Annotated in this window: 23 protein-coding genes, 1 pseudogene and 1 other annotated feature; of the genes and pseudogenes, 19 read left to right on the plus strand and 5 right to left on the minus strand. The window is 55.6% G+C overall.

Annotated features, from left to right (window positions below; all coding sequences use genetic code 11):
* Positions 1-7 precede the first annotated feature (7 nt).
* Entirely contained in the window at positions 8-1,360 is a 1,353-nt protein-coding gene (gene creD, locus ACTJI7_RS13760; protein WP_222563496.1) for a cell envelope integrity protein CreD, read from the plus strand.
* A gap of 46 nt (positions 1,361-1,406) precedes the next feature.
* On the opposite strand, the gene arcA is transcribed toward creD, so the two are convergent.
* On the minus strand, positions 1,407-2,123 hold the full coding sequence (gene arcA, locus ACTJI7_RS13765; protein ID WP_003856501.1) for a two-component system response regulator ArcA: 717 nt from the start codon (positions 2,121-2,123) through the stop codon (positions 1,407-1,409).
* Between the two features lie 95 nt (positions 2,124-2,218).
* Between arcA and yjjY the strand changes: the two genes are divergently transcribed.
* The 7 genes from yjjY (at position 2,219) to ACTJI7_RS13800 (ending at position 9,031) form a co-directional block, all read left to right on the plus strand.
* Positions 2,219-2,359, plus strand: coding sequence for a protein YjjY (gene yjjY, locus ACTJI7_RS13770; RefSeq protein WP_085928893.1), 141 nt, complete (start codon positions 2,219-2,221; stop codon positions 2,357-2,359).
* Between the two features lie 399 nt (positions 2,360-2,758).
* On the plus strand, positions 2,759-3,445 hold the full coding sequence (locus tag ACTJI7_RS13775; RefSeq protein WP_192978888.1) for a tRNA/rRNA methyltransferase: 687 nt from the start codon (positions 2,759-2,761) through the stop codon (positions 3,443-3,445).
* A gap of 211 nt (positions 3,446-3,656) precedes the next feature.
* Complete coding sequence (thrL, locus tag ACTJI7_RS13780) at positions 3,657-3,725, plus strand: thr operon leader peptide (RefSeq protein WP_015572623.1); 69 nt, start codon at positions 3,657-3,659, stop codon at positions 3,723-3,725.
* Positions 3,664-3,781 (plus strand) — a sequence feature (Thr leader region). It overlaps the preceding gene by 62 nt.
* A 24-nt stretch (positions 3,782-3,805) precedes the next feature.
* Positions 3,806-6,268, plus strand: coding sequence for a bifunctional aspartate kinase/homoserine dehydrogenase I (gene thrA / locus ACTJI7_RS13785; RefSeq protein WP_028015456.1), 2,463 nt, complete (start codon positions 3,806-3,808; stop codon positions 6,266-6,268).
* 1 nt (position 6,269) lies between these two features.
* Positions 6,270-7,199 (plus strand): homoserine kinase, encoded by a 930-nt coding sequence (thrB, locus tag ACTJI7_RS13790; RefSeq protein ID WP_041911275.1) that lies wholly within the window; start codon positions 6,270-6,272, stop codon positions 7,197-7,199.
* 3 nt (positions 7,200-7,202) lie between these two features.
* Positions 7,203-8,489 carry a threonine synthase gene (gene thrC, locus ACTJI7_RS13795; RefSeq protein ID WP_045259424.1) on the plus strand — a complete coding sequence of 429 codons (1,287 nt, stop codon included), beginning with the start codon at positions 7,203-7,205 and terminating at the stop codon, positions 8,487-8,489.
* A 248-nt stretch (positions 8,490-8,737) separates the two neighbouring features.
* Entirely contained in the window at positions 8,738-9,031 is a 294-nt protein-coding gene (locus tag ACTJI7_RS13800; RefSeq protein WP_028015459.1) for a DUF2502 domain-containing protein, read from the plus strand.
* Positions 9,032-9,063: 32 nt separating this feature from the next.
* Here the strand turns inward: ACTJI7_RS13800 and yaaA are convergent, their stop codons facing one another.
* Complete coding sequence (gene yaaA, locus ACTJI7_RS13805) at positions 9,064-9,837, minus strand: peroxide stress protein YaaA (RefSeq protein ID WP_045259426.1); 774 nt, start codon at positions 9,835-9,837, stop codon at positions 9,064-9,066.
* Between the two features lie 66 nt (positions 9,838-9,903).
* Complete coding sequence (locus tag ACTJI7_RS13810; RefSeq protein ID WP_063154834.1) at positions 9,904-11,334, minus strand: alanine/glycine:cation symporter family protein; 1,431 nt, start codon at positions 11,332-11,334, stop codon at positions 9,904-9,906.
* Positions 11,335-11,596: 262 nt separating this feature from the next.
* On the opposite strand from ACTJI7_RS13810, the gene tal reads away from it, so the two are divergent.
* From tal to ACTJI7_RS13825, 3 genes are all read left to right on the plus strand, one after another.
* On the plus strand, positions 11,597-12,550 hold the full coding sequence (gene tal, locus ACTJI7_RS13815) for a transaldolase (RefSeq protein ID WP_003856481.1): 954 nt from the start codon (positions 11,597-11,599) through the stop codon (positions 12,548-12,550).
* Between the two features lie 110 nt (positions 12,551-12,660).
* Positions 12,661-13,248 carry a molybdopterin adenylyltransferase gene (gene mog / locus ACTJI7_RS13820; protein WP_028015462.1) on the plus strand — a complete coding sequence of 196 codons (588 nt, stop codon included), beginning with the start codon at positions 12,661-12,663 and terminating at the stop codon, positions 13,246-13,248.
* Between the two features lie 122 nt (positions 13,249-13,370).
* On the plus strand, positions 13,371-14,687 hold the full coding sequence (locus ACTJI7_RS13825; RefSeq protein ID WP_440705159.1) for an MFS transporter: 1,317 nt from the start codon (positions 13,371-13,373) through the stop codon (positions 14,685-14,687).
* Here ACTJI7_RS13825 and satP read toward each other — a convergent pair.
* Positions 14,668-15,234 carry an acetate uptake transporter gene (gene satP / locus ACTJI7_RS13830; RefSeq protein WP_063154833.1) on the minus strand — a complete coding sequence of 189 codons (567 nt, stop codon included), beginning with the start codon at positions 15,232-15,234 and terminating at the stop codon, positions 14,668-14,670. The genes ACTJI7_RS13825 and satP overlap by 20 nt on opposite strands.
* A 299-nt stretch (positions 15,235-15,533) precedes the next feature.
* Between satP and dnaK the strand changes: the two genes are divergently transcribed.
* From dnaK to nhaR, 4 genes are all read left to right on the plus strand, one after another.
* Positions 15,534-17,447 (plus strand): molecular chaperone DnaK, encoded by a 1,914-nt coding sequence (gene dnaK / locus ACTJI7_RS13835; protein WP_028015465.1) that lies wholly within the window; start codon positions 15,534-15,536, stop codon positions 17,445-17,447.
* Between the two features lie 87 nt (positions 17,448-17,534).
* A complete protein-coding gene (gene dnaJ / locus ACTJI7_RS13840; RefSeq protein WP_008502040.1) occupies positions 17,535-18,680 on the plus strand; it encodes a molecular chaperone DnaJ in 1,146 nt (381 codons plus the stop codon).
* Between the two features lie 170 nt (positions 18,681-18,850).
* Positions 18,851-20,026, plus strand: coding sequence for a Na+/H+ antiporter NhaA (gene nhaA / locus ACTJI7_RS13845; protein WP_063154832.1), 1,176 nt, complete (start codon positions 18,851-18,853; stop codon positions 20,024-20,026).
* A gap of 58 nt (positions 20,027-20,084) precedes the next feature.
* Positions 20,085-20,984, plus strand: coding sequence for a transcriptional activator NhaR (nhaR, locus tag ACTJI7_RS13850; RefSeq protein ID WP_028015467.1), 900 nt, complete (start codon positions 20,085-20,087; stop codon positions 20,982-20,984).
* Between the two features lie 57 nt (positions 20,985-21,041).
* Here nhaR and rpsT read toward each other — a convergent pair whose 3' ends face one another.
* Entirely contained in the window at positions 21,042-21,305 is a 264-nt protein-coding gene (rpsT, locus tag ACTJI7_RS13855) for a 30S ribosomal protein S20 (RefSeq protein ID WP_003856458.1), read from the minus strand.
* 101 nt (positions 21,306-21,406) lie between these two features.
* Between rpsT and ACTJI7_RS13860 the strand changes: the two are divergent.
* The 4 genes and pseudogenes from ACTJI7_RS13860 to lspA all read left to right on the plus strand — a co-directional run bounded on the left by ACTJI7_RS13860 (position 21,407) and on the right by lspA (position 25,921).
* Positions 21,407-21,625 (plus strand): annotated as a pseudogene (locus tag ACTJI7_RS13860) (DUF2575 domain-containing protein).
* A 7-nt stretch (positions 21,626-21,632) separates the two neighbouring features.
* Entirely contained in the window at positions 21,633-22,559 is a 927-nt protein-coding gene (gene ribF, locus ACTJI7_RS13865) for a bifunctional riboflavin kinase/FAD synthetase (protein WP_028015468.1), read from the plus strand.
* A 45-nt stretch (positions 22,560-22,604) separates the two neighbouring features.
* Positions 22,605-25,421 (plus strand): isoleucine--tRNA ligase, encoded by a 2,817-nt coding sequence (gene ileS, locus ACTJI7_RS13870; protein WP_045631133.1) that lies wholly within the window; start codon positions 22,605-22,607, stop codon positions 25,419-25,421.
* Positions 25,421-25,921, plus strand: a complete 501-nt coding sequence (gene lspA, locus ACTJI7_RS13875) for a signal peptidase II (protein ID WP_028015470.1) — start codon at positions 25,421-25,423, stop codon at positions 25,919-25,921. The genes ileS and lspA overlap by 1 nt, the downstream gene beginning before the upstream one ends.
* Positions 25,922-25,972: the final 51 nt, after the last annotated feature.

A 25,972-nucleotide genomic window follows, 5' to 3' on the forward strand; every position in this document is an offset into this window, starting at 1 on the left:
AGACGTAATGATGAAATCCCCCCTGTTCTGGAAAGTAAGCACCCTGCTGGGGTGCATCCTGCTGTTGTTAGTCCCACTGTTTATGGTGAGTAACCTCATTTCAGAGCGTGAAAGCTACCGCAACGATGTCGAAAATACGCTTCGCCAGAGCACCAGCGGGCCGCAAAAATTGGTCGGCCCGCTGATTGCGATCCCGGTAACCGAGGTTTTTTACAAGTTAGAGGATGAGAAAAAAGTCGAGTACAAGAAAAGCTATATGCATTTTATCCTGCCGGAGTCTCTGCGCGTTGAGGGTAACCAGCGCGTTGAGTCGCGAAATATCGGCATCTATGACGGACAGATCTGGAATACCGACCTCAACATAAAAGCCCAATTCAACACGGAAAAAATGACGCAGCTGAAAGGGGAGTCGATGACCCTGGGGCAGCCGTTTATCGTTGTTGGCGTGGGCGATGCTCGAGGCATTGGCACGGTGAACGTCTCCAGTATCAACGGCGAGACGCTAAGTGTGGAGCCGGGTACAGGCGTGTATGGCGCGCTTCCCGGTATCCATATCCCGCTGACTGACAAGGCGCTGGAATTAAAAACGTTTGCTATGGATATTTCGCTGAATCTGACGGGAACAGGAAGTTTTGCCGTGGTACCTGTAGGACGTAGCAGTGAAATGGCGCTGAACAGCAACTGGCCGCATCCTGGCTTTATGAGTAATTATCTGCCGGTGAAGCATAAAATTGGTGACACCGGTTTTCAGGCGAACTGGCAGAGCAGCTGGTTTGCGAACAATCTTGAGAGCTGGTTCAACGGAAGTGAGTCGCCGTCATGGGAGTCGATCCCCGCCTTCAGCGTTACGGTAGCCACGCCCGCCGATCAGTATCAACTGACTGATCGGGCGATCAAGTACGCCATTTTGCTGATTGCGCTGACGTTTATGGCCTTCTTTGTTTTCGAGACCTTAACTGGGCTGCGCCTGCATCCGATGCAGTATCTGCTGGTGGGGCTGTCGCTGGTGCTGTTCTATCTGGTGCTGCTGGCGCTATCAGAACATGTCGGGTTTACGCCAGCCTGGGTAGTTGCAAGTTTGGTTGGTGCGGCGATGAACGGAATGTACCTGCAGGCCGTGCTGAAAAGCTGGAAGCGCAGCGGACTGTTTGTGCTGGCCTTGCTGGGGCTGGACGTGGTGATGTGGTTCCTGCTGCGCTCGGAGGATAGTGCACTGCTGTTGGGGTCTGCGGTTCTCGCGCTGGCGCTGTTCGCCGTCATGTACCTGACTCGTCATTTCGACTGGTATTCGCTTTCACAGCCGAAGCGACCTGCGCCGCCCGCAGAACCTAATAACGACACAATGCGGATCTGGAAATAAAAAAAACGGCGCAAATGCGCCGTTTTTTCATGCGTTAACTGCGGGATTACTCCTGCAGATCACCGCAGAAACGGTACCCTTCGCCGTGGATGGTGGCGATGATTTCCGGCGTATCAGGCGTCGATTCGAAATGCTTACGAATACGACGGATGGTCACGTCTACGGTACGGTCATGAGGCTTCAGCTCACGACCGGTCATTTTCTTCAGCAGTTCTGCACGGGACTGAATTTTGCCCGGATTTTCGCAGAAGTGCAGCATCGCGCGGAATTCGCTGCGCGGCAGCTTATACTGCTCACCGTTCGGGCTAATCAGCGAACGGCTATTGATATCAAGTTCCCAGCCGTTGAATTTGTAGCTGTCGACGCTACGACGCTCTTCGCTGACCGTGCCCAGGTTCATGGTGCGGGACAGCAGGTTGCGTGCACGAATGGTTAACTCGCGAGGGTTGAACGGTTTGGTGATGTAGTCATCCGCACCGATCTCCAGGCCAAGAATTTTATCAACTTCGTTATCACGGCCCGTCAGGAACATTAACGCGACGTTCGCCTGTTCACGCAGTTCGCGCGCCAGCAGAAGACCGTTTTTGCCCGGCAGGTTGATATCCATGATCACCAGGTTGATATCATTTTCAGAAAGGATCTGATGCATCTCTGCGCCATCGGTCGCTTCAAAGACATCGTAGCCTTCTGCTTCGAAAATGCTCTTTAACGTGTTGCGTGTTACCAACTCGTCTTCAACGATAAGAATGTGCGGGGTCTGCATGTTTGCTACCTAAATTGCCAACTAAATCGAAACAGGAAGTACAAAAGTCCCTGACCTGCCTGATACATGTCGCAAATTAACATGATCGGCTTAACGTGACTAAAGTACGTAATTGCGTTCTTGATGCACTTTCCATCAACGTCAACAACATCATTAGCTTGGTCTTGGGTACTTTCCCTTTGGACCCGACAGTGTCAAAAACGGCTGTCATCCTAACCATTTTAACAGCAACATAACAGGCTAAGTGACACCAGACACCCAATAAAACTACGCTTCGTTGACATATATCAAGTTCAATTGTAGCACGTTAACAGTTTGATGAAATCATCGTAGCCGAATGCTAGCCTTTGTCACAATTTTTCAATAAACCAACTAGTTGCGGAGATTGATTTATAAACAAAGCGAATCCAATCAGAACAGGGTATTCACGTTGCCATTATCATTATAAAACATAGGGATAATAGGCTTCTGTTAACATTCTAACTGATTGTTCAGACACAAAATAGTTTAGCGTCTTTAATTTGTTATGAAACGCTATTTCGGTGATTTGTGTTGCAAATTTGTAAATTCGTGCTGCGTAATATGTTGAAGTGCATCACACTTTTCTCCGCTAACTGATTAAAAAGAGAGCATAAATGCATCTGTCGATTGTACTGGTCGCTCCAGTCAGAGCCGAAAATATAGGCGCTGCGGCGCGTGCCATGAAGACCATGGGTTTTACCGATTTACGTATTGTGGACAGCACTGCGCACCTGGAGCCTGCCGCCCGCTGGGTGGCGCACGGTTCGGGGGATATTCTCGATAATATAACGACTTACGCTACGCTTGCCGACGCGCTGCATGACATTTCATTTACCGTTGCCACCACAGCACGCAGCCGGGCGAAGTTCCACTACTACGCCACGCCTGCTGAACTGGTGCCCATGCTGGAAGAGAAAAGCCAGTGGCTTGAGAAAGCCGCGCTGGTATTTGGTCGTGAAGATTCCGGGCTCACCAACGAAGAGCTTGAGCTGGCGGACGTTCTCACCGGTGCGCCGATGGTAGCCGATTATCCTTCCCTGAATTTAGGCCAGGCGGTAATGGTCTATTGCTATCAATTAGCTTCCCTAATGCAAATCCCTCAATCCCAGACAGAAGCCGCCAATGAAAATCAGCTGGCCGCGCTTCGTGCTCGCGTAGAGCGTCTTTTATCGAGCCTTGGCGTTGCGGACGATCAAAAAATGGCCGACTGGCTACAGCAGCGCCTTGGACGTCTTGAGCAGCGGGACACCGCCATGTTGCACCGTTTGCTACACGATATTGAAAAAAAATTGGCCGAGTAAAATGCTGTCATAAGTTTTTACTATGGCGAAATGGTCTGTCGTGGAGGGTTGCGGCTGGGGGATTCGGATGAAAATAAAACGTCATGCAGCGTGACGTGAACGTCCGTGGAATTGTGATCAAATTAAAAATTCATTGACTTAAGGTGCCCGATCCTTTAACCCTAAAAGAATACAGCACAGACAGATAATAATGACAGAGTACACAACATCCATGAAACGCATCAGCATCACCACCATTACCACAACCATCATCATTACCACAGGTAACGATGCGGGCTGACGCGTACAGGAAAAACAGAAAAAAGCCCGCACCTGAACAGTGCGGGCTTTTTTTTCGGCTAAAGGAAACGAGGTAGAACCATGCGAGTGTTGAAGTTCGGCGGTACATCAGTGGCAAATGCAGAACGTTTTCTGCGTGTTGCCGATATCCTGGAGAGCAACGCCAGGCAGGGGCAGGTTGCGACCGTGCTCTCTGCCCCGGCAAAAATCACAAACCATCTGGTGGCGATGATTGAAAAGACCATCGGTGGCCAGGATGCACTCCCGAACATCAGCGATGCCGAGCGTATCTTCGCCGAGCTGCTGCAGGGGCTGGCAGAGGCACAGCCTGGTTTCCCGCTCGCGCAGCTGAAGTCTTTCGTTGAGCAGGAGTTTGCTCAGATCAAGCATGTGCTGCACGGCATCAGCCTGCTGGGCCAGTGCCCGGACAGCGTCAACGCGGCGCTGATCTGCCGGGGCGAAAAACTCTCCATCGCCATCATGGCGGGCGTGCTGGAAGCGCGTGGCCACAACGTTACCGTGATCAATCCGGTTGAGAAATTGCTGGCAGCGGGCCACTACCTCGAATCTACCGTTGATATTGCCGAATCAACCCGCCGTATTGCCGCGAGCAAAATCCCCTCTGACCATATGATCCTGATGGCAGGCTTTACCGCCGGGAACGAGAAGGGCGAGCTGGTAGTGCTGGGCCGTAACGGCTCCGACTACTCTGCCGCCGTGCTGGCCGCCTGTTTACGCGCTGACTGCTGTGAGATCTGGACTGACGTCGACGGCGTCTATACCTGCGATCCACGCCAGGTGCCGGACGCCAGGCTGCTGAAGTCGATGTCCTACCAGGAAGCGATGGAGCTTTCCTACTTCGGCGCCAAAGTGCTTCACCCGCGTACCATCTCCCCCATTGCCCAGTTCCAGATCCCATGCCTGATTAAAAACACCGGTAACCCACAGGCGCCAGGCACGCTGATTGGTGCCAGCAGCGATGAAGATGGTCTGCCGGTGAAAGGCATTTCCAACCTGAATAATATGGCAATGTTCAGCGTCTCCGGTCCGGGGATGAAGGGGATGGTCGGCATGGCGGCGCGCGTTTTTGCGGCCATGTCACGCAACGGTATCTCGGTGGTGCTGATCACCCAGTCCTCTTCCGAATACAGCATCAGCTTCTGCGTGCCTCAGGTCGACTGTCTGCGCGCGCGCCGCGCGCTGGAAGAAGAGTTCTATCTGGAGCTGAAAGAGGAACTGCTGGAGCCGCTCTCCATTCAGGAGCGCCTGGCGGTGATTTCCGTGGTTGGCGACGGTATGCGCACGCTGCGCGGTATCTCCGCCAAATTCTTTGCCGCGCTGGCGCGGGCCAATATCAACATCGTGGCGATTGCCCAGGGCTCGTCCGAGCGTTCAATCTCCGTGGTGGTGGATAACGATGACGCCACTACCGGCGTGCGCGTGGTTCACCAGATGCTGTTCAACACCGATCAGGTTATCGAGCTGTTCCTGATTGGCGTGGGCGGCGTCGGCGGTGCGCTGCTGGAGCAGGTGAAGCGCCAGCAGGAGTGGCTCAAGAAAAAGCACATCGATCTGCGCGTCTGCGGAATTGCGAACTCGAAAGCGCTGCTTACTAACGTTCACGGTCTGAACCTGGAGAACTGGCAGGCGGAGCTGGAAGAGGCGAAAGAGCCGTTCAACCTGGGGCGCCTGATCCGTCTGGTGAAAGAGTATCACCTGCTTAACCCGGTTATCGTTGACTGTACCTCGAACCAGGCGGTGGCCGACCAGTACGCCGACTTCCTGCGCGAAGGCTTCCACGTGGTGACGCCGAACAAAAAGGCCAACACCTCGTCGATGGATTACTATCACCAGCTGCGCCTGGCGGCGAGCAAGTCGCGCCGCAAGTTCCTGTACGACACCAATGTCGGTGCCGGCCTGCCGGTCATCGAGAACCTGCAAAACCTGCTGAACGCGGGCGACGAATTGCAGCGTTTCTCCGGCATCCTCTCCGGCTCCCTGTCGTTTATCTTCGGCAAGTTGGATGAAGGGATGAGCCTGTCGGAAGCCACCCGTGCCGCGCGCGAGCTGGGCTACACCGAGCCAGATCCACGCGACGATCTCTCCGGGATGGACGTGGCGCGCAAGCTGCTGATCCTGGTGCGCGAAACGGGCCGCGAGCTGGAGCTTTCGGATATCGTGATTGAACCGGTGCTGCCAGCTGAGTTTGACACCAGCGGCGATGTCAGCACCTTTATGGCGAATTTACCTCAGCTTGACGATGCCTTTGCCGCACGCGTTGCGAAAGCCCGTGATGAAGGTAAGGTATTGCGCTATGTTGGCAACATTGAAGAGGACGGCGTATGCCGGGTGAAGATTGCCGAAGTGGATGGTAACGACCCGCTGTACAAAGTCAAAAACGGCGAAAACGCCCTCGCGTTTTACAGCCACTATTATCAGCCATTGCCGCTGGTGCTTCGCGGCTATGGCGCAGGGAATGATGTGACGGCGGCGGGCGTGTTTGCCGACCTGCTGCGTACCCTGTCATGGAAGTTAGGAGTTTAAGATGGTTAAAGTATATGCCCCGGCTTCCAGCGCCAATATGAGCGTCGGATTTGACGTGCTGGGTGCGGCGGTGACGCCGGTGGATGGTTCGCTTCTGGGCGATACGGTAACGGTTGAGGCGGCAGAAAGCTTCAGCCTGAATAACGTCGGCCGTTTCGCCAGTAAGCTGCCGCCTGAACCACGCGAGAATATCGTTTATCAGTGCTGGGAGCGCTTCTGTCAGGAGATCGGCAAAAACGTGCCGGTCGCCATGACGCTGGAAAAAAGCATGCCGATTGGCTCGGGACTGGGCTCCAGCGCCTGCTCGGTAGTCGCCGCCCTGGTTGCGATGAACGAGCACTGCGGCAAGCCGCTGAACAATAGCCGTCTGCTGGCGCTGATGGGCGAGCTGGAAGGGCGCATCTCCGGCAGTATTCATTACGATAACGTGGCGCCGTGCTTCCTCGGCGGCATGCAGCTGATGATTGAAGAAAATGGCATCATCAGCCAGCAGGTGCCAGGGTTTGATGAATGGCTGTGGGTGCTGGCGTATCCGGGCATCAAGGTGTCAACCGCGGAAGCGCGTGCGATCCTGCCTGCGCAGTATCGTCGCCAGGACTGTATCGCCCACGGGCGTCATCTGGCGGGCTTTATCCACGCCTGCTACACCCGTCAGCCGCAGCTGGCGGCGAAGCTGATGAAAGACGTCATAGCCGAGCCGTACCGTACGAAGCTGCTGCCCGGCTTTAACGAGGCGCGACAGGCTTCAATGGATATCGGCGCGCAGGCGTGCGGCATCTCCGGCTCCGGCCCGACGCTGTTCGCCCTGTGCGATAAGCCAGACACCGCGCAGCGCGTGGCGGACTGGCTCTCTAAACACTACCTGCAAAATCAGGAAGGCTTTGTTCATATTTGCCGTCTGGACACGGCTGGCGCACGAGTACTGGGATAACGAATGAAACTCTACAACCTTAAAGATCATAACGAGCAGGTCAGCTTCGCGCAGGCGGTGACTCAGGGGCTGGGCAAAAATCAGGGGCTGTTTTTCCCGCACGACCTGCCGGAATTTCAGCTGACCGAAATCGATGAGCTGCTGAAGCTGGACTTTGTCACCCGCAGCACCAAAATTCTGTCTGCGTTTATTGGCGATGAAATCCCGCAGGAGCTGCTGGAAGAGCGCGTGCGTGCGGCGTTTGCTTTCCCGGCTCCGGTTAAGCAGGTTGAGCCTGACGTCGGTTGTCTGGAGCTGTTCCACGGCCCGACCCTGGCGTTTAAAGACTTCGGCGGCCGCTTTATGGCGCAGATGCTGACCCACATCAGCGGCGACAAGCCGGTGACCATCCTGACCGCCACCTCCGGTGATACCGGTGCGGCGGTGGCACACGCGTTCTACGGCCTGAAAAACGTCCGCGTGGTGATCCTCTATCCGAAAGGCAAGATCAGCCCGTTGCAGGAAAAACTGTTCTGCACCCTCGGCGGCAACATTGAAACCGTGGCGATCGACGGCGATTTCGATGCCTGCCAGGCGCTGGTCAAGCAAGCGTTCGATGATGAAGAGCTGAAGGCCGCGCTGGGGCTGAACTCGGCGAACTCCATCAACATCAGCCGCCTGCTGGCGCAGATCTGCTACTACTTCGAAGCGGTGGCTCAGCTGCCGCAGGAAGCGCGCAATCAGCTGGTAGTTTCCGTACCAAGCGGCAACTTCGGCGACCTGACGGCGGGGCTGCTGGCGAAATCTCTCGGTCTGCCGGTGAAACGCTTTATCGCTGCCACCAACGCCAACGATACCGTGCCACGCTTCCTGAAAGACGGCAAATGGGCGCCTAACGCTACGCAGGCGACGCTCTCCAATGCCATGGACGTGTCGCAGCCGAACAACTGGCCGCGCGTGGAAGAGCTGTTCCGCCGCAAGGTGTGGCGTCTGGGTGACCTGGGCTACGCTGCGGTGACGGACGAAACCACCAAAGCCACCATGCGCGAGCTGAAAGCGGTGGGCTACACCTCTGAGCCGCACGCGGCAATTGCTTACCGCGCGCTGCGCGACCAGCTTAACCCGGGTGAATATGGCCTGTTCCTGGGCACCGCGCATCCAGCGAAGTTCAAAGAGAGCGTGGAAGATATTCTGGGCGAAACGCTGCCGCTGCCAAAAGAGCTGGCCGAGCGCGCCGACCTGCCGCTGCTGTCTCATGAGCTGCCGGCGGATTTCGCGGCACTGCGGAATCTGATGATGACGCGCGCGTGATTTTGTTGCCCGGTGGCGGCTACGCCTTACCGGGCCTACAACGACGAGATGACCGTAGGCCGGGTAAGCGCAGCGCCACCCGGCTTTTTTATGAAGAAATTAAGGAGAAAAATTGCAGGAAAAAAGCAGAAATTCCCAATAAATGCGGTCACTTAGCGTTTAGGATTGCAGAGAATAACATCCACCGTTCCCCTCGCGTACTCTCCTTACATCGGCCCACGTTGGGCAAGAAGAATAAGGAGTCACCTGTGTCTACACTAAAACCTGCACTCATTGCGCTTTCTCTGGTGCTGGTCGCCCCCATGGCGGTACAGGCATCTGAAATTACTCTCGTACCTGCGGTAAAACTGCAGATTGGCGATCGGGACAATAGCGGGCATTACTGGGATGGCGGCCGCTGGCGCGACCACGACTGGTGGAAGGCGCATTATGACTGGCGCGATAACCATTGGCGTCCGCATGACGAGCATCGCGATCGTGATGACCGACACGACCATCATCACGACGACCACCGTCCGGGCCCGGACTGGAAGCACCATTAACGCAAAACCCCGCCAGATGGCGGGGTTTAGTTTTACTGCTCGTGGCGCTTAAATACCAGCTCACCTTTCCCTGACGACGCCTCGTCAAAGAAATAGCCGTCGGTGTTGAATCCCATTAACTGCTCCGGCTTCGTCAGGCGGTTCTGAATGATGTAGCGGCTCATCAGGCCACGCGCTTTTTTCGCATAGAAGCTGATGACCTTGAACTTGCCGTTCTTCTCATCAAGGAAGACCGGCTTAACGATCTCCGCGTTCAGCTTTTTCGGCTTCACCGACTTGTAGTACTCATCGGATGCCAGGTTAACCACCACGTTATCACCCTGAGCATGCAGCGCCGCGTTCAGCTTGTCGGTGATGATGTCGCCCCAGAAATGGTAAAGGTCTTTGCCTTTGGCGTTTTCCAGGCGAATCCCCATCTCCAGACGATATGGCTGCATCAGATCCAGCGGGCGCAGTACGCCATACAGGCCCGACAGCATGCGCAGATGCTGCTGGGCAAAATCAAAGTCGGCTTCACTAAAATCTTCCGCCTGCAGGCCGGTGTAAACATCGCCCTTAAACGCCAGGATCGCCTGGCGCGCGTTGGCGGGGGTGAAATCCGGGTGCCACTCGTGGAACCGGGTCGCGTTCAGGTCTGCCAGCTTGTCGCTGATGCTCATCAGCGAGGCGATTTGCGGCGCAGAGAGCTTGCGCGCTTCGCGGATCAGCTGTTGCGAATAGTCCAGCAGTTCTGGCTGGGTATAACGCTCGGTGGCGAGCGGGCTCTGGTAGTCGAGCGTTTTTGCAGGTGAAATCAGAATCAGCATATCCAGTCCTTGCAGGAAATTTAGAGCGACTTTAACAAAAAATCGCCCTGAATTGATCGATAGCTGTTATCGCCGGGGCAAATCATCCCAGGTGCCGGGGGCAAGCTGTGACTGAATTTCGGGATAGCGTGCGGCATCAAATACCGGGGGAACGCCCAGCTTGCGCTGGCGAAGATAATCCCTGGCAATAAGGTTCACAACGGGCGAGAGCAGCAGGATCGCCGTCAGGTTAGTGATTGCCATTAGCGCCATAATGACATCCGCTAGCTGCCAGACCAGCGGCATATTCAGAAGGGAGCCCGCGATCACCATCAGTACTACGCCCAGGCGAAGCAGGAGGATGGCCGGACGAGAGTCGTATTTCAGGAAGATAAGGTTATTTTCGGCATACAGGTAATTCACCACAATCGAACTGAAGGCGAACAGCATCAGAATGAACGAGACAAATCCCGAACCCCAGCCGCCGGTCAGGTTCACCAGCGCCTGCTGAAGAAGCTGTATTCCGTCGATATCCGACTCATGCGCGACAGGACCGGCCAGCAGGAGGATCATGGCGCTGGCGGAACAGATAATAACGGTATCCATAAATACGCCTATCATCTGCACTATACCCTGCGCTGCCGGGTGCGGCGGCCAGGAAGAGGCGGCCGCGGCGGCATTGGGAGTGGAGCCCATCCCGGCTTCATTGGAGAACATGCCTCGCTGAAAACCTGCCATCAGCGCCTGGCTCAGGGTGTAACCCAGCGCGCCTGACGCCACCTCACGCCAGCCAAAGGCGCTTTTAAAGATGGTCGCAATCACGTCCGGAACCTGGTCGGCATGTAGCGCAGCGACGACCAGGCTCGCGGCAACCCAGAGCAGCGCCATGATGGGAACCAGCCACTGCATCATGCGGGCAACGCCTTTCAGGCCGGCAGAAATGGTGAGCAAAACAAAGAGGGCTAAACCGATGCCAGTGATCCACTCCGGGCAGGAGAAGGTATAGCGCAGGGCATGGGCGACGGAGTTTGACTGCACGGTATTAAAAATTAGACCGTACGCGAGCAGTAAAAAAAGCGAGAACAGAATGCCCATCCAGCGCATTCCTAAGCCACGCGCCATATACCAGGCCGGACCGCCGCGAAACTGCCCGTTTCTGTCTTTCTCTTTGTAGAGCTGCGCCAGCGAACTTTCGGCAAAAGAGGTAGCCATTCCGAGAAGCGCCGTGACCCACATCCAGAACACCGCGCCTGGCCCACCGGCGCTGATGGCCAGCGCAACGCCCGCCAGGTTTCCGCTACCGAGGCGGGCAGCCAGGCTGGTACACAGCGCCTGAAACGACGTTAATCCGCCCGGCTGGGGCGTGACGCTGTTTTTCAGACTTCTGCCAAACTTACGAATATAGCGAAACTGGATAAACCCACTGCGTAGCGTAAACCAGATACCTGCTCCCAGAAGCAGGTAGATCATTATCGAACCCCAGAGGACTTCGTTAATAAAGAAAAGGAAATCAGGCATTAACGTCCCTCTTGTTGATGCCAACGTGAATATGTAAGCGCTACCACTGATTGGGCATGCTGTTGCTTAGCAGCCTGTTAATATTTTGAGTTTATCATACTCTGCCTAAGCGCACTGTCTGCGGTTGCGCTACCCCTCCGTCGTGTTATCATCAGGGCAGACCGGTTACATCCCCCTAACAAGTAAACCTGTCATTTTTCCGCTGCAGGCATGCTGTCGGTAGCGTGAATTATCCAGGGCACGTTAAAAGAGAAACACTATCATGACGGATAAATTGACCTCCCTTCGTCAGTTCACCACTGTCGTAGCTGACACCGGAGATATCGCGGCAATGAAGCTGTACCAGCCGCAGGATGCCACAACTAACCCTTCTCTGATCCTTAACGCCGCACAGATCCCTGAGTATCGCAAACTGATTGACGAGGCTGTGACCTGGGCGAAAGCACAGAGCAATGACCGTGCGCAGCAGGTTGTGGATGCTACCGATAAACTGGCAGTGAACATCGGTCTGGAAATCCTGAAGCTGGTTCCGGGCCGTATCTCTACCGAAGTGGATGCACGTCTCTCCTACGACACCGAAGCGTCAATCGCGAAAGCAAAACGCCTGATCAAACTGTACAACGATGCGGGCATCAGCAACGACCGTATCCTGATCAAACTGGCGTCGACCTGGCAGGGCATTCGCGCTGCCGAGCAGCTGGAAAAAGAAGGCATCAACTGTAACCTAACCCTGCTGTTCTCCTTCGCGCAGGCGCGTGCATGTGCGGAAGCAGGCGTGTACCTGATTTCTCCGTTCGTGGGCCGTATTCTGGACTGGTACAAAGCCAACACCGACAAGAAAGAGTACGCGGCGTCTGAAGATCCAGGCGTGATTTCCGTGACTGAAATCTACGAATACTACAAACAGCATGGCTATGAGACCGTGGTTATGGGTGCAAGCTTCCGTAACGTGGGCGAAATCATTGAGCTGGCTGGCTGTGACCGTCTGACCATCGCCCCTGCGCTGCTGAAAGAGCTGGCAGAAAGCGAAGGTGCTATCGAGCGTAAGCTGTCTTACACCGGCGAAGTGAAGGCGCGCCCGGAGCGCATCACCGAATCCGAGTTCCTGTGGCAGCACAACCAGGATCCAATGGCTGTAGACAAACTGGCGGACGGTATCCGTAAGTTTGCTATCGACCAGGAAAAACTGGAAAAAATGATCGGCGACCTGCTGTAATCATTCTGCGTGACCGGGCTCCCGGTCACGCGTCTTCTTCTGTCCTCTGTCTGAATTTTCCCTCTGCGTGTATCATTCCCTTTAATCAGTACTTTTTGAATGGAATGAATATGAATACCTTACGCATCGGCTTAGTGTCGATTTCTGACCGCGCCTCCAGCGGCGTTTACCAGGATAAAGGCATCCCCGCTCTGGAAGAGTGGCTGGCAAGCGCGCTGACCACCCCGTTTGAGATCCAGACTCGCCTTATCCCTGACGAACAGCCGATCATTGAGCAGACCCTGTGTGAGCTGGTGGATGAGATGAGCTGTCACCTTGTGCTCACCACGGGTGGAACCGGCCCCGCGCGTCGCGACGTGACGCCGGACGCGACGCTGGCTATCGCCGACCGGGAAATGCCGGGCTTCGGCGAACAGATGCGCCAGATCAGTCTACACTTTGTCCCGACGGCAATCCTTTCCCGCCAGGTGGGGGTGATCCGCAAACAGGCGCTGATACTGAACCTGCCGGGGCAGCCAAAGTCGATCAAAGAGACGCTGGAAGGATTAAAAGCCGAGGACGGTCGCGTCATCGTGCACGGCATATTTGCAAGTGTACCGTATTGTATACAGCTGCTTGACGGGCCGTACGTGGAAACTGACGACAAAGTGGTAGCAGCATTTCGTCCTAAAAGCGCACGCCGCGAGACAATCTCCTGAAATTTACTAAAATGTGACATTAGCGCCAGCCGCAGTAGCGTGTAAATGGATTTACGATATAGTAATTTTTTCTTTACGATTGCTGTAAAAAATAATCCACAACACATGCACAATGGTTCGCTATGTCACATAACACCCGACCTCTGAATCGACAGGACTACAAAACGCTTACGCTCGCCGCCTTAGGTGGCGCGCTGGAGTTTTACGACTTCATCATCTTTGTCTTCTTCGCCGCCGTGGTGGGGGCGCTCTTCTTCCCGGCGGATATTCCGGAATGGCTGCGTCAGGTGCAAACCTTCGGCATCTTTGCTGCCGGGTATCTGGCACGTCCGCTGGGCGGCATCGTCATGGCCCACTTTGGCGATCTTGTCGGGCGTAAGAAGATGTTTACCCTGAGCATCCTGCTGATGGCGGTGCCGACGCTGGCCATCGGCCTGCTGCCCACCTATGCCTCCATGGGCATTCTCGCCCCGCTATTGCTGCTGCTGATGCGCATTCTTCAGGGCGCGGCCATCGGCGGGGAAGTGCCGGGGGCCTGGGTGTTTGTGGCGGAGCACGTTCCTGCCCGCCGCATCGGGATCGCCTGCGGAACGTTAACGGCGGGGCTGACCGTCGGGATCCTGTTGGGGTCGGTGGTGGCGACGATAGTCAACACCAGCATGACGCAGCAGGCCGTGCACGACTGGGGCTGGCGTATTCCGTTCCTGCTGGGCGGGGCGTTTGGCCTGGTGGCAATGTACCTGCGCCGCTGGCTGCAGGAGACGCCGATTTTCCTCGAAATGCAGCAGCGTAAAGCGCTGGCGCAGGAGTTGCCGGTCAAAGCCGTTGTGGTGCGTCATAAAAAAGCGGTGGTGGTGTCGATGCTGCTCACCTGGCTGCTGTCGGCGGGCATCGTGGTGGTGATTTTGATGTCGCCGGTGTGGCTGCAGAAACAGTACGGTTTCGCCCCTGCCGTGACCTTACAGGCAAACAGTATTGCGACAATTATGCTCTGCTTTGGCTGTCTGGCCGCCGGGCTGGCGGCGGATCGTTTCGGTGCCAGCCTGACCTTTATTGTCGGCAGCCTGCTGCTGGCCGCGTCGAGCTGGGCGTTTTACCATCTTGCGGGCAGTCATCCTGAACAGCTGTTCCTGCTTTACGGCGTGGTCGGACTGTGCGTGGGCGTCGTGGGGGCTGTGCCTTACGTCATGGTGCGCGCCTTCCCGCCGGAGGTTCGCTTCACCGGGATATCGTTCTCTTATAACGTCGCGTATGCCATTTTCGGCGGGCTGACGCCGATAGTGGTCACGGTCATGATGGGGGTGTCGCCGATGGCGCCTGCCTGGTATGTACTCGCGCTCTCGCTGATGGGGCTGGGATTAGGCGTTTGGCTTCGGCAGGCGGGGGAATATCGTGCCCGCNGCGGGCACGACAGAGGGATCAGTGTTTTTCACCAATAGGTAAAATGGTGCGGTCAAACTGTTCGTTCAGCACTTCACCCATTGCCAGGTAGATAGCGCTTGCGCCGCACACCAGGCCAATCCAGCCTGCTACGTGAACGATGCCTTCGTTATCCGCCAGGTGGCCAATCGCCAGCAGGGCGAACAGCACGGTCAGACTCAGGAAGACGAACTGCAGCGCGCGGTTGCCTGTCAGGGTGCCGAAGAACATGAACAGGGTAAAGACGCCCCACAGGCCCAGATAGACGCCCAGGAAGTGGGCGTTTGCCGCGTCTGCCAGGCCCATTTTAGGCATCAGCAGGATGGCGACCAGGGTCAGCCAGAACGAGCCGTAAGAGGTGAAGGCGGTTAAGCCGAAGGTGTTGCCTTTCTTATATTCCAGCAGGCCCGCGAAGATTTGCGCGATACCGCCGTAAAAAATGCCCATCGCCAGGATTACGCCGTCCATCGGGAACATCCCGATGTTGTGCAGGTTCAGCAGAATGGTGGTCATGCCAAACCCCATCAGGCCCAGCGGAGCCGGATTAGCCAACTTAGTGTTGCCCATAAGTCCTCAAAAAAAATCATCATTAAAATGGTGAAATGGTTAAACCCGCGTCAATACTCCCTGACGGGGCGCGGCATCATAATGGGCGGCATCGACGCCGTCTATGATCTCATCAGGGTGAAATTAAAATTTTTTTTATGCTTGCCCCTTGATGGATGCCGTCGCGACCCCATCTTGTAGTCAACCGCAGTGTGTGGACCTGAAAAAAAAATCAAATCTGGGCAGTTGAAAAAGCACGTTCTGCCCTTATTACAGGTACACAACCACATGTTGACTGAATTTTTAGTGGAGACGTTTAGATGGGTAAAATTATTGGTATCGACCTGGGTACTACCAACTCTTGTGTAGCGATTATGGACGGCACTACTGCACGCGTGCTGGAGAACGCCGAGGGCGATCGCACCACGCCTTCTATCATTGCTTATACCCAGGATGGTGAAACTCTGGTTGGTCAGCCGGCTAAACGTCAGGCAGTGACAAACCCGCAAAACACCCTGTTTGCGATCAAACGCCTGATTGGCCGCCGCTTCCAGGACGAAGAAGTTCAGCGTGACGTTTCTATCATGCCTTACAAAATCATCGCAGCAGATAACGGCGATGCGTGGCTTGATGTGAAAGGCACCAAAACGGCACCACCGCAGATCTCTGCTGAAGTGCTGAAAAAAATGAAGAAAACCGCTGAAGATTACCTGGGTGAGCCGGTAACTGAAGCTGTTATCACCGTTCCTGCTTACTTCAACGATGCTCAGCGTCAGGCAACCAAAGATGCTGGCCGTATCGCAGGTCTGGAAGTAAAACGTATCATCAACGAACCAACCGCGGCTGCACTGGCTTACGGTCTGGATAAAGAAGTCGGCAACCGTACTATCGCGGTTTACGACCTGGGTGGTGGTACCTTCGATATCTCTATTATCGAAATCGACGAAGTTGACGGCGAAAAAACCTTCGAAGTTCTGGCAACCAACGGTGATACCCACCTGGGTGGTGAAGACTTCGATACCCGTCTGATCAACTACCTCGTTGACGAGTTCAAGAAAGATCAGGGCATTGACCTGCGTAACGACCCGCTGGCGATGCAGCGCCTGAAAGAAGCCGCTGAGAAAGCGAAGATCGAACTGTCTTCTGCTCAGCAGACCGACGTGAACCTGCCGTACATCACCGCAGACGCGACCGGTCCTAAACACATGAACATCAAAGTGACCCGTGCGAAACTGGAAAGCCTGGTAGAAGACCTGGTGAACCGTTCTATCGAGCCGCTGAAAGTTGCACTGCAGGATGCTGGCCTGTCCGTATCTGACATCCAGGACGTTATCCTGGTGGGTGGTCAGACCCGTATGCCAATGGTTCAGAAGAAAGTGGCTGAATTCTTTGGTAAAGAGCCACGTAAAGACGTGAACCCGGACGAAGCGGTAGCTATCGGTGCGGCGGTTCAGGGTGGTGTATTGACCGGTGAAGTGAAAGACGTACTGTTGCTGGACGTTACCCCGCTGTCTCTGGGTATCGAAACTATGGGCGGTGTGATGACTGCGCTCATCAACAAAAACACCACCATCCCAACCAAGCACAGCCAGGTGTTCTCTACCGCTGAAGACAACCAGTCTGCGGTAACCATCCATGTGCTGCAGGGTGAGCGTAAGCGTGCGTCTGATAACAAGTCTCTGGGGCAGTTTAACCTGGACGGCATCAACCCGGCACCGCGCGGCATGCCGCAAATCGAAGTTACCTTCGACATCGATGCTGACGGTATCCTGCACGTGTCTGCGAAAGACAAAAACAGCGGTAAAGAGCAGAAGATCACCATCAAGGCATCTTCTGGCCTGAATGAAGCGGAAATCGAAAAAATGGTTCGCGATGCCGAAGCTAACGCGGAATCCGACCGTAAGTTCGAAGAGCTGGTTCAGACCCGTAACCAGGGTGACCATCTGCTGCACAGCACCCGTAAGCAGGTTGAAGAAGCGGGCGATAAACTGCCAGCGGAAGACAAAACTGCTATCGAAGCTGCACTGACCGCGCTGGAAACGTCTCTGAAAGGCGAAGACAAAGCGGATATCGAAGCGAAGATGCAGGAGCTGGCACAGGCTTCCCAGAAGCTGATGGAAATCGCTCAGCAGCAGCACGCACAGCAGCAGGCAGGCGCTGACGCTTCTGCGAACAACGCGAAAGACGACGACGTTGTCGACGCTGAGTTCGAAGAAGTTAAAGACAAAAAATAATCGCCCTGATGCAGGGTAATTAATCGGCACGGGCGTAGGAGAACTCTCCACGCCCGTGCTCGCATGTTAAGGGGCTTAAAAAAACCAATGGCAAAGCAAGACTATTACGAGATTTTAGGCGTTCCGAAAACTGCGGAAGAGCGTGAAATCAAAAAGGCGTATAAGCGCCTGGCCATGAAATTCCACCCGGACCGTAATCAGGGTGACAAAGAGGCTGAAGCAAAATTTAAAGAGATCAAAGAAGCCTACGAAGTCCTGACCGATGCACAAAAACGTGCGGCCTATGACCAGTACGGCCACGCGGCCTTTGAACAGGGCGGCATGGGCGGCGGTGGATTCGGTGGCGGCGGCTTTGGCGGCGGTGCGGATTTCAGCGACATCTTTGGCGACGTGTTCGGCGATATCTTCGGCGGCGGTCGTGGTCGTCAGCGCGCAGCGCGCGGCGCAGACCTGCGCTACAACATGGATCTCACTCTTGAAGAGGCCGTTCGTGGCGTCACGAAAGAGATCCGTATCCCGACGCTGGAAGAGTGTGACGTTTGCCACGGCAGCGGCGCGAAAGCGGGTACCCAGCCACAGACCTGTCCAACCTGTCACGGCTCCGGCCAGGTACAGATGCGCCAGGGCTTCTTCGCGGTACAGCAGGCCTGTCCGCACTGTCACGGTCGCGGTACGCTGATTAAAGATCCGTGCACCAAGTGTCACGGCCACGGTCGCGTTGAGAAAACCAAAACCCTGTCCGTTAAGATCCCGGCTGGCGTTGATACGGGCGACCGCATCCGTCTGGCGGGTGAGGGCGAAGCAGGCGAGCACGGCGCGCCGGCAGGCGATCTGTACGTTCAGGTTCAGGTGAAGCAGCACGCCATCTTCGAGCGTGAAGGCAATAACCTGTACTGTGAAGTGCCGATCAACTTCGCGATGGCGGCTCTCGGCGGTGAAATCGAAGTGCCGACGCTGGACGGTCGCGTCAATCTGAAAATCCCTGGTGAAACCCAGACCGGCAAGCTGTTCCGCATGCGCGGCAAAGGCGTGAAATCCGTTCGCGGTGGTGCGCAGGGCGACCTGCTGTGCCGTGTCGTCGTGGAAACGCCGGTTGGCCTGAACGACAAGCAGAAACAGCTGTTGAAAGAGCTTCAGGAGAGCTTTGGCGGCCCAACGGGTGAGAAAAACAGCCCGCGCTCCAAAAGCTTCTTTGATGGCGTCAAAAAATTCTTCGATGATTTGACCCGCTAATTCGTTAGCTGGTGTCTAACTTCAAAAAGCCCGGAAGCGATTCCGGGCTTTTTTTTGCAGTTATAGATCGGTAAAACTGAGTCTATACCCAATATTAATCTGTTTTTGCCGAGCTATTTGGCTTGGTATTATGGTTTTATCGAGGTATCGTTGTAAAAGAGAGAACATAAATGAAATTACTACACCGTTTCTTTAGCAGTGAGGCGTCCGGTGGTGTGATCCTGATTATTGCCGCGGCCGCCGCGATGGTGCTGGCTAACCTGGGCATGACCCGCGATCTCTATCACGCATTTCTGGAAACGCCCGTCGAGCTGAAGGTCGGAGCGCTGGAAATTAACAAGAACATGCTGCTGTGGATCAACGATGCGCTAATGGCGGTGTTCTTCCTGCTCGTTGGTCTTGAGGTTAAGCGCGAGCTGGTGCTAGGTTCGCTAGCCAGCCGCCAGCGCGCGGCGTTCCCGGTTATTGCCGCGCTCGGTGGGATGGTCGTTCCAGCGCTGCTCTTTCTCGCATTTACCTGGCAGGATCCTGTCGCGCGTGACGGCTGGGCGATCCCGGCCGCAACGGATATCGCCTTTGCGCTCGGTGTCTTAGCTCTGCTCGGCAGCCGCGTGCCGGTTGCGCTGAAAATCTTCCTGATGGCGCTGGCGATCATTGATGACCTGGGCGCCATTGTGATTATCGCGCTGTTCTACACCAGCGATCTGTCGATCCTGTCCCTGAGTGTAGCCGCAGGGGCGATTGCGGTGTTGGCGGTGCTGAACATCTTCAACGTTCGCCGCATCGGTATCTATATCCTGGTGGGGATGGTGCTGTGGACGGCGGTGCTGAAATCCGGCGTGCACGCCACGCTGGCCGGCGTGATTGTGGGCTTCTTCGTGCCGCTTAAGCCGCAGGACGGTAAGTCACCTGCTAAACAGCTGGAACACGTGCTGCACCCGTGGGTCGCCTTTATGATCCTGCCGCTGTTTGCGTTTGCCAACGCGGGCGTTTCCCTGCAGGGCGTTACGCTGGGCGGGCTGACGTCTGTCCTGCCGCTGGGCATTATTGCCGGGCTGTTTATCGGTAAGCCGCTGGGGATCAGCCTCTTCTGCTGGTTGGCGCTGAAGATGAAGCTGGCATCGTTGCCGAACGGTACAACCTTTAGTCAGATCATGGCCGTCGGCATACTGTGCGGTATTGGATTCACCATGTCGATCTTTATCTCGACGCTGGCGTTTGGTGCAAACGCGCCAGAGCTCATCGTCTGGGCGAAGCTCGGCATTCTCATCGGGTCATTACTGGCGGCAGTGATTGGGTATACTTTGTTGAAGGTGAAGTTGTCCGGACAGGCCGTCCAGGCATAACGGAACACCGGGAGAAGGTCACTCTTCTCCCGATACACACTCAGGGAGCGAAGACGCGATGCCTCATTTGAATTACAACCATCTTTACTACTTCTGGCACGTTTACAAACAGGGCTCGGTCGTGGGGGCGGCAGAGGCGCTTTACCTGACGCCGCAAACCATCACCGGGCAAATCAAAGCCCTTGAAGAACGGCTGCAGGGTAAGCTCTTCAAGCGCAAGGGCCGTGGGATCGAGCCGAGCGAGCTGGGGGAACTGGTTTTCCGCTATGCGGACAAAATGTTTACCCTGAGCCAGGAGATGCTGGATATCGTCAACTACCGCAAAGAGTCGAACCTGCTCTTTGATGTGGGGGTGGCGGATGCACTATCCAAACGGCTGGTAAGCGGCGTGCTGGATGCCGCTGTGGTAGAGGATGAACAAATCCATCTGCGCTGCTTTGAATCCACCCACGAGATGCTGCTGGAGCAACTGAGCCAGCACAAGCTGGACATGATTATCTCGGATTGCCCCATCGACTCCACGCAGCAGGAGGGGCTGTTCTCGGTGAAAATTGGCGAATGTGGCGTGAGCTTCTGGTGCATCAATCCACCGCCGGAGAAACCTTTCCCGGCCTGTCTGGAAGAGCGTCGCCTGCTGGTGCCGGGCAGGCGTTCCATGCTCGGACGCAAGCTGCTGAACTGGTTTAATTCGCAGGGGCTGAACGTGGAGATCCTCGGTGAGTTCGACGATGCGGCGCTGATGAAAGCCTTTGGCGAAGCGCATAATGCGATCTTCGTGGCGCCAACGCTCTACGCGCACGATCTCTATTCAGACGATAAGATTACGGAGATTGGCAGAGTAGATAACGTGATGGAGGAGTACCACGCCATATTCGCCGAAAGGATGATTCAACACCCGGCGGTGCAGCGAATCTGCAACCGTGACTACTCGGCGCTGTTTACGCCACCGGCATTCTGAAGACATAAAAAAACCCGCGTTAAGCGGGTTCTTTAAACAAGCAACAACAAGTAGCGATTAAGCCAGTTTGTTGATCTGCGCGGTCAGGTTTGCTTTATGACGCGCTGCTTTGTTTTTGTGGATCAGACCTTTAGCAGCCTGACGATCCACGATTGGTTGCATTTCGTTAAATGCGTTCTGCGCTGCAGCTTTGTCGCCAGCTTCGATTGCTGCGTATACTTTCTTGATGAAAGTACGCATCATAGAGCGACGGCTTGCGTTGTGCTTACGAGCCTTTTCAGACTGAACGGCACGTTTCTTAGCTGATTTGATATTAGCCAAGTCCAACTCCCAAATATGTTCTATGTGGACAATTCAAAGGCCGAGGAATATGCCCTCTTTGCCTTCTTTTGTCAATGGATTTGTGCAAATAAGCGCCGTTAATTAGCGACGCTACGTTACGTAGTGATGGCGCAGGATTCTACCAGCTTGTCTTTCGTGAATACAGCCTTTCGGCGTAAAAATCGCAGTTCACGGGCAGATTTTTTCGCTGTGAAAGGTCAGCCTGATGAAATCATTACGGCTTTCTGTTTTGCGCGAACAATCGCCGGTTAACCTTAACCGCTGTACAAGGTATACTTTGGCGATTTTCACTGTTTTGAGCCAGACATGAAGCTGATACGCGGCATACATAATCTCAGCAGAGCGCCACACGGGTGCGTGCTGACCATTGGTAATTTCGACGGCGTGCATCGTGGTCATCAGGCGCTGTTGCAGGGATTGCGTAAAGAAGGGGAGGCCCGTGGCCTGCCCGTTGTGGTGATGATTTTCGAGCCACAGCCGCTGGAGCTGTTCGCGGGCGATAAATCTCCCGCTCGCCTCACTCGCCTGCGCGAAAAGTTGCGCTACCTGGCGGAGTCCGGCGTGGACTACGTATTGTGTGTGCGTTTCGATCGCCGCTTTGCCGCACTGACAGCACAAAATTTTGTCAGCGACCTGCTGGTTAAGCGTCTTGGCGTTCAGTTTCTCGCCGTGGGGGATGATTTCCGCTTTGGCGCTGGTCGTCAGGGCGATTTCTTGCTATTACAGAAGGCTGGTCTGGAGTACGGTTTTGACGTCACCAGCGCGATGACCTTCTGTGAAGGCGGCGTGCGCGTCAGCAGCACGGCGGTGCGGCAGGCGCTGGCTAATGATGAACTGGAGACGGCAGAAAATTTGCTGGGCCATCCGTTCACCATCTCTGGCCGCGTGGTTCATGGCGATGCGCTGGGCCGCACGATTGGTTTCCCGACGGCGAATATACCGCTGCGTCGTCAGGTTTCCCCGGTTAAAGGGGTCTATGCGGTGGAAGTGGCAGGACTGGGCGATAAGTCGTTTTACGGCGTTGCCAACATTGGCACGCGTCCTACCGTTGCCGGTGTGCGTCAACAGCTAGAAGTGCACCTGCTGGACGTTGTAATGGACCTTTATGGTCGCCATATAGATGTAATACTGCGTAAAAAAATACGCAACGAGCAGCGATTTGCTTCGCTGGATGAACTTAAGGCGCAAATCGCGCGAGATGAATTAACGGCCCGCGAGTTTTTTGGGCTTTAGAACCGGCTTAACTGCCTACGTGATAAATACGGAACCGAGAATCTGATGAGTGACTATAAATCAACCCTGAATTTGCCGGAAACAGGGTTCCCGATGCGCGGCGATCTCGCCAAGCGTGAACCGGGAATGCTGGCGCGTTGGACCGATGATGACCTGTACGGCATCATTCGTGCAGCCAAAAAAGGTAAAAAAACCTTCATTCTGCATGATGGCCCTCCATATGCGAATGGCAGCATTCATATTGGTCACTCTGTAAACAAGATTCTGAAAGATATTATCGTGAAGTCCAAAGGACTCGCGGGATTTGACTCGCCTTACGTGCCGGGCTGGGACTGCCACGGTCTGCCGATCGAGCTGAAAGTGGAGCAAGAGTTTGGCAAGCCTGGTGAGAAGTTCACCGCTGCAGAGTTCCGCGCGAAGTGCCGCGAATACGCGGCCACCCAGGTTGAAGGCCAGCGCGCTGACTTTATCCGTCTGGGCGTGCTGGGCGACTGGTCGCACCCGTACCTGACCATGGACTTCAAAACCGAAGCCAACATCATCCGTGCGCTGGGCAAAATCATCGGTAACGGCCACCTGCATAAAGGCGCAAAGCCTGTGCACTGGTGCGTGGACTGCCGTTCTGCGCTGGCAGAAGCGGAAGTGGAATATTACGACAAAACTTCACCTTCAATCGACGTGGCCTTCGAAGCGGTCGATCAGGATGCCATTAAAGGTAAATTCGGTCTGCCTGGCGTTAGCGGCCCGATCTCTCTGGTGATCTGGACTACTACCCCTTGGACGCTGCCAGCCAACCGTGCAATCTCTCTCTCCGGCGAGTTCGAATATGCGCTGGTGCAGATTGATGGCCGCGCGGTTATCCTGGCGAAAGATCTGGTTGAAAGCGTGCTGAAACGCGCGAATATCACCGACTACACCGTGCTGGGCACCGTAAAAGGCGACGCGCTGGAGCTGATGCGCTTCAAACACCCGTTCCTGGACTTTGACGTTCCGGCGATCCTGGGCGACCACGTCACGCTGGACGCGGGTACCGGTGCGGTACATACCGCCGGTGGCCACGGTCCTGACGACTACAACATCAGCCTTAAATACGGCCTGGAAATTGCCAACCCGGTAGGCCCGGACGGGTCTTACCTGCCTGGCACCTATCCGGCGCTGGATGGTATCAACGTCTTCAAAGCCAACGACATCATCGTTGACATGCTGCGCACCAGCGGCGCGCTGCTTCACGTTGAGAAAATGCAGCACAGCTATCCGTGCTGCTGGCGCCACAAGACGCCGATCATCTTCCGTGCGACCCCGCAGTGGTTCGTCAGCATGGATCAGAAAGGCCTGCGCGAGCAGTCTCTGAAAGAGATCAAAGGCGTGCAGTGGATCCCGGACTGGGGCCAGGCGCGTATCGAATCCATGGTGGCTAACCGTCCTGACTGGTGTATCTCTCGTCAGCGTACCTGGGGCGTGCCGATGTCGCTGTTCGTGCATAAAGAGACGCATGAGCTGCACCCGAACACCCTGGAACTGATGGAAGAAGTGGCGAAGCGCGTCGAAGTTGACGGCATTCAGGCGTGGTGGGATCTCGACGCCCGCGACATCCTGGGCGCGGACGCGGACAACTATGAGAAAGTGCCAGACACCCTGGACGTGTGGTTTGACTCCGGGTCGACTCACGCCTCCGTAGTTGACGTGCGTCCGGAGTTTGCCGGTCACGCTGCCGACATGTATCTGGAAGGTTCCGACCAACACCGCGGCTGGTTCATGTCATCTCTGATGATTTCCACCGCGATGAAAGGTAAAGCGCCTTACCGTCAGGTACTGACCCACGGCTTCACCGTGGATGGTCAGGGCCGTAAGATGTCTAAATCTATCGGCAACACCGTTTCGCCGCAGGACGTGATGAACAAGCTGGGCGCGGACATCCTGCGTCTGTGGGTAGCCTCAACCGACTACACTGGCGAAATGGCGGTGTCTGACGAGATCCTGAAGCGTGCTGCCGACAGCTATCGTCGTATCCGTAACACCGCGCGCTTCCTGCTGGCGAACCTGAACGGGTTCGATCCAGTGAAAGACATGGTGAAACCGGAAGAGATGGTCGTGCTGGACCGCTGGGCGGTAGGCTGCGCGAAAGCGGCGCAGGAAGATATCCTGAAAGCCTATGAGTCTTACGACTTCCACGAAGTGGTGCAGCGCCTGATGCGCTTCTGCTCCATCGAGATGGGCTCGTTCTACCTCGACATCATCAAAGATCGCCAGTACACCGCGAAGGCGGACAGCGTGGCGCGCCGTAGCTGCCAGTCCGCGCTGTTCCACATCGCAGAAGCGCTGGTACGCTGGATGGCGCCGATCATGTCCTTCACCGCGGATGAAATCTGGGGTTATCTGCCGGGCGACCGTGAGAAGTATGTCTTCACCGGCGAGTGGTATGAAGGTCTGTTCGATCTCTCCAGCACCGAAGCAATGAACGATGCCTTCTGGGACGAGCTGCTGAAAGTGCGTGGCGAAGTGAACAAGGTTATCGAGCAGGCGCGTGCGGATAAGAAAGTTGGTGGCTCTCTGGAAGCGGCAGTGACCCTGTACGCCGAACCGGAGCTGGCGGCGAAGCTGACCGCGCTGGGCGATGAATTGCGATTTGTCCTGTTGACCTCTGGTGCAAAAGTTGCGGATTATGCCGAGGCTTCTGCTGATGCTCAGCAGAGCGAGTTGCTCAAAGGCCTGAAAGTCGCACTGAGCAAAGCCGAAGGTGAGAAGTGCCCGCGCTGCTGGCATTACACTACCGATATCGGCCAGGTGGCGGAACACGCAGACATCTGCGGACGCTGTGTAAGCAACGTCGCCGGTGACGGCGAAAAACGTAAGTTTGCCTGATGAGTAAAACTCTCTGTTCAACAGGACTGCGCTGGCTGTGGCTGGTTGTGGTGGTGCTGATTATCGATCTGGGCAGCAAGTTCCTGATCCTCCAGAATTTCGCTCTGGGGGAGACGGTTTCGCTGTTCCCGTCGCTTAACCTGCACTATGCGCGCAACTACGGCGCGGCGTTTAGCTTCCTTGCCGACAGCGGTGGCTGGCAGCGCTGGTTCTTCGCGGGTATCGCTCTCGGTATCTGCGTGGTACTGGCTGTGCTGATGTACCGCTCGAAGGCCACGCAAAAGCTGAATAACATCGCCTACGCGCTGATCATTGGCGGCGCGCTGGGCAACCTGTTTGACCGCCTGTGGCACGGCTTTGTGGTCGATATGATCGACTTCTACGTCGGCGACTGGCACTTCGCGACCTTTAACCTGGCCGACACCGCCATCTGCATCGGTGCGGCGTTAATCGTGCTGGAAGGCTTCTTGCCTAAACCCGCAGCGAAAGAGCAGGCGTAATTGTCAATGCCGGGTGATGCGCTGCGCCACCCGGCACAACATTAAAGAGCA

The organism is Enterobacter sp. 22499 (assembly GCF_052044815.1).
Classification (GTDB): domain Bacteria; phylum Pseudomonadota; class Gammaproteobacteria; order Enterobacterales; family Enterobacteriaceae; genus Enterobacter; species Enterobacter bugandensis.

What these genes read in the sequence shown, in the direction of transcription:
- ribF (WP_028015468.1), top strand. Translation starts at nt 21,633, where the DNA reads ATGAAGCTGATACGCGGCATACATAATCTCAGCAGAGCGCCACACGGG.
- tal (WP_003856481.1), top strand. Translation starts at nt 11,597, where the DNA reads ATGACGGATAAATTGACCTCCCTTCGTCAGTTCACCACTGTCGTAGCT.
- thrA (WP_028015456.1), top strand. Translation starts at nt 3,806, where the DNA reads ATGCGAGTGTTGAAGTTCGGCGGTACATCAGTGGCAAATGCAGAACGT.
- mog (WP_028015462.1), top strand. Translation starts at nt 12,661, where the DNA reads ATGAATACCTTACGCATCGGCTTAGTGTCGATTTCTGACCGCGCCTCC.
- satP (WP_063154833.1), bottom strand. Translation starts at nt 15,234, where the DNA reads ATGGGCAACACTAAGTTGGCTAATCCGGCTCCGCTGGGCCTGATGGGG.
- nhaA (WP_063154832.1), top strand. Translation starts at nt 18,851, where the DNA reads ATGAAATTACTACACCGTTTCTTTAGCAGTGAGGCGTCCGGTGGTGTG.
- ileS (WP_045631133.1), top strand. Translation starts at nt 22,605, where the DNA reads ATGAGTGACTATAAATCAACCCTGAATTTGCCGGAAACAGGGTTCCCG.
- lspA (WP_028015470.1), top strand. Translation starts at nt 25,421, where the DNA reads ATGAGTAAAACTCTCTGTTCAACAGGACTGCGCTGGCTGTGGCTGGTT.
- creD (WP_222563496.1), top strand. Translation starts at nt 8, where the DNA reads ATGATGAAATCCCCCCTGTTCTGGAAAGTAAGCACCCTGCTGGGGTGC.
- ACTJI7_RS13810 (WP_063154834.1), bottom strand. Translation starts at nt 11,334, where the DNA reads ATGCCTGATTTCCTTTTCTTTATTAACGAAGTCCTCTGGGGTTCGATA.
- thrC (WP_045259424.1), top strand. Translation starts at nt 7,203, where the DNA reads ATGAAACTCTACAACCTTAAAGATCATAACGAGCAGGTCAGCTTCGCG.
- thrB (WP_041911275.1), top strand. Translation starts at nt 6,270, where the DNA reads ATGGTTAAAGTATATGCCCCGGCTTCCAGCGCCAATATGAGCGTCGGA.
- dnaK (WP_028015465.1), top strand. Translation starts at nt 15,534, where the DNA reads ATGGGTAAAATTATTGGTATCGACCTGGGTACTACCAACTCTTGTGTA.
- dnaJ (WP_008502040.1), top strand. Translation starts at nt 17,535, where the DNA reads ATGGCAAAGCAAGACTATTACGAGATTTTAGGCGTTCCGAAAACTGCG.
- yaaA (WP_045259426.1), bottom strand. Translation starts at nt 9,837, where the DNA reads ATGCTGATTCTGATTTCACCTGCAAAAACGCTCGACTACCAGAGCCCG.
- nhaR (WP_028015467.1), top strand. Translation starts at nt 20,085, where the DNA reads ATGCCTCATTTGAATTACAACCATCTTTACTACTTCTGGCACGTTTAC.
- ACTJI7_RS13775 (WP_192978888.1), top strand. Translation starts at nt 2,759, where the DNA reads ATGCATCTGTCGATTGTACTGGTCGCTCCAGTCAGAGCCGAAAATATA.
- arcA (WP_003856501.1), bottom strand. Translation starts at nt 2,123, where the DNA reads ATGCAGACCCCGCACATTCTTATCGTTGAAGACGAGTTGGTAACACGC.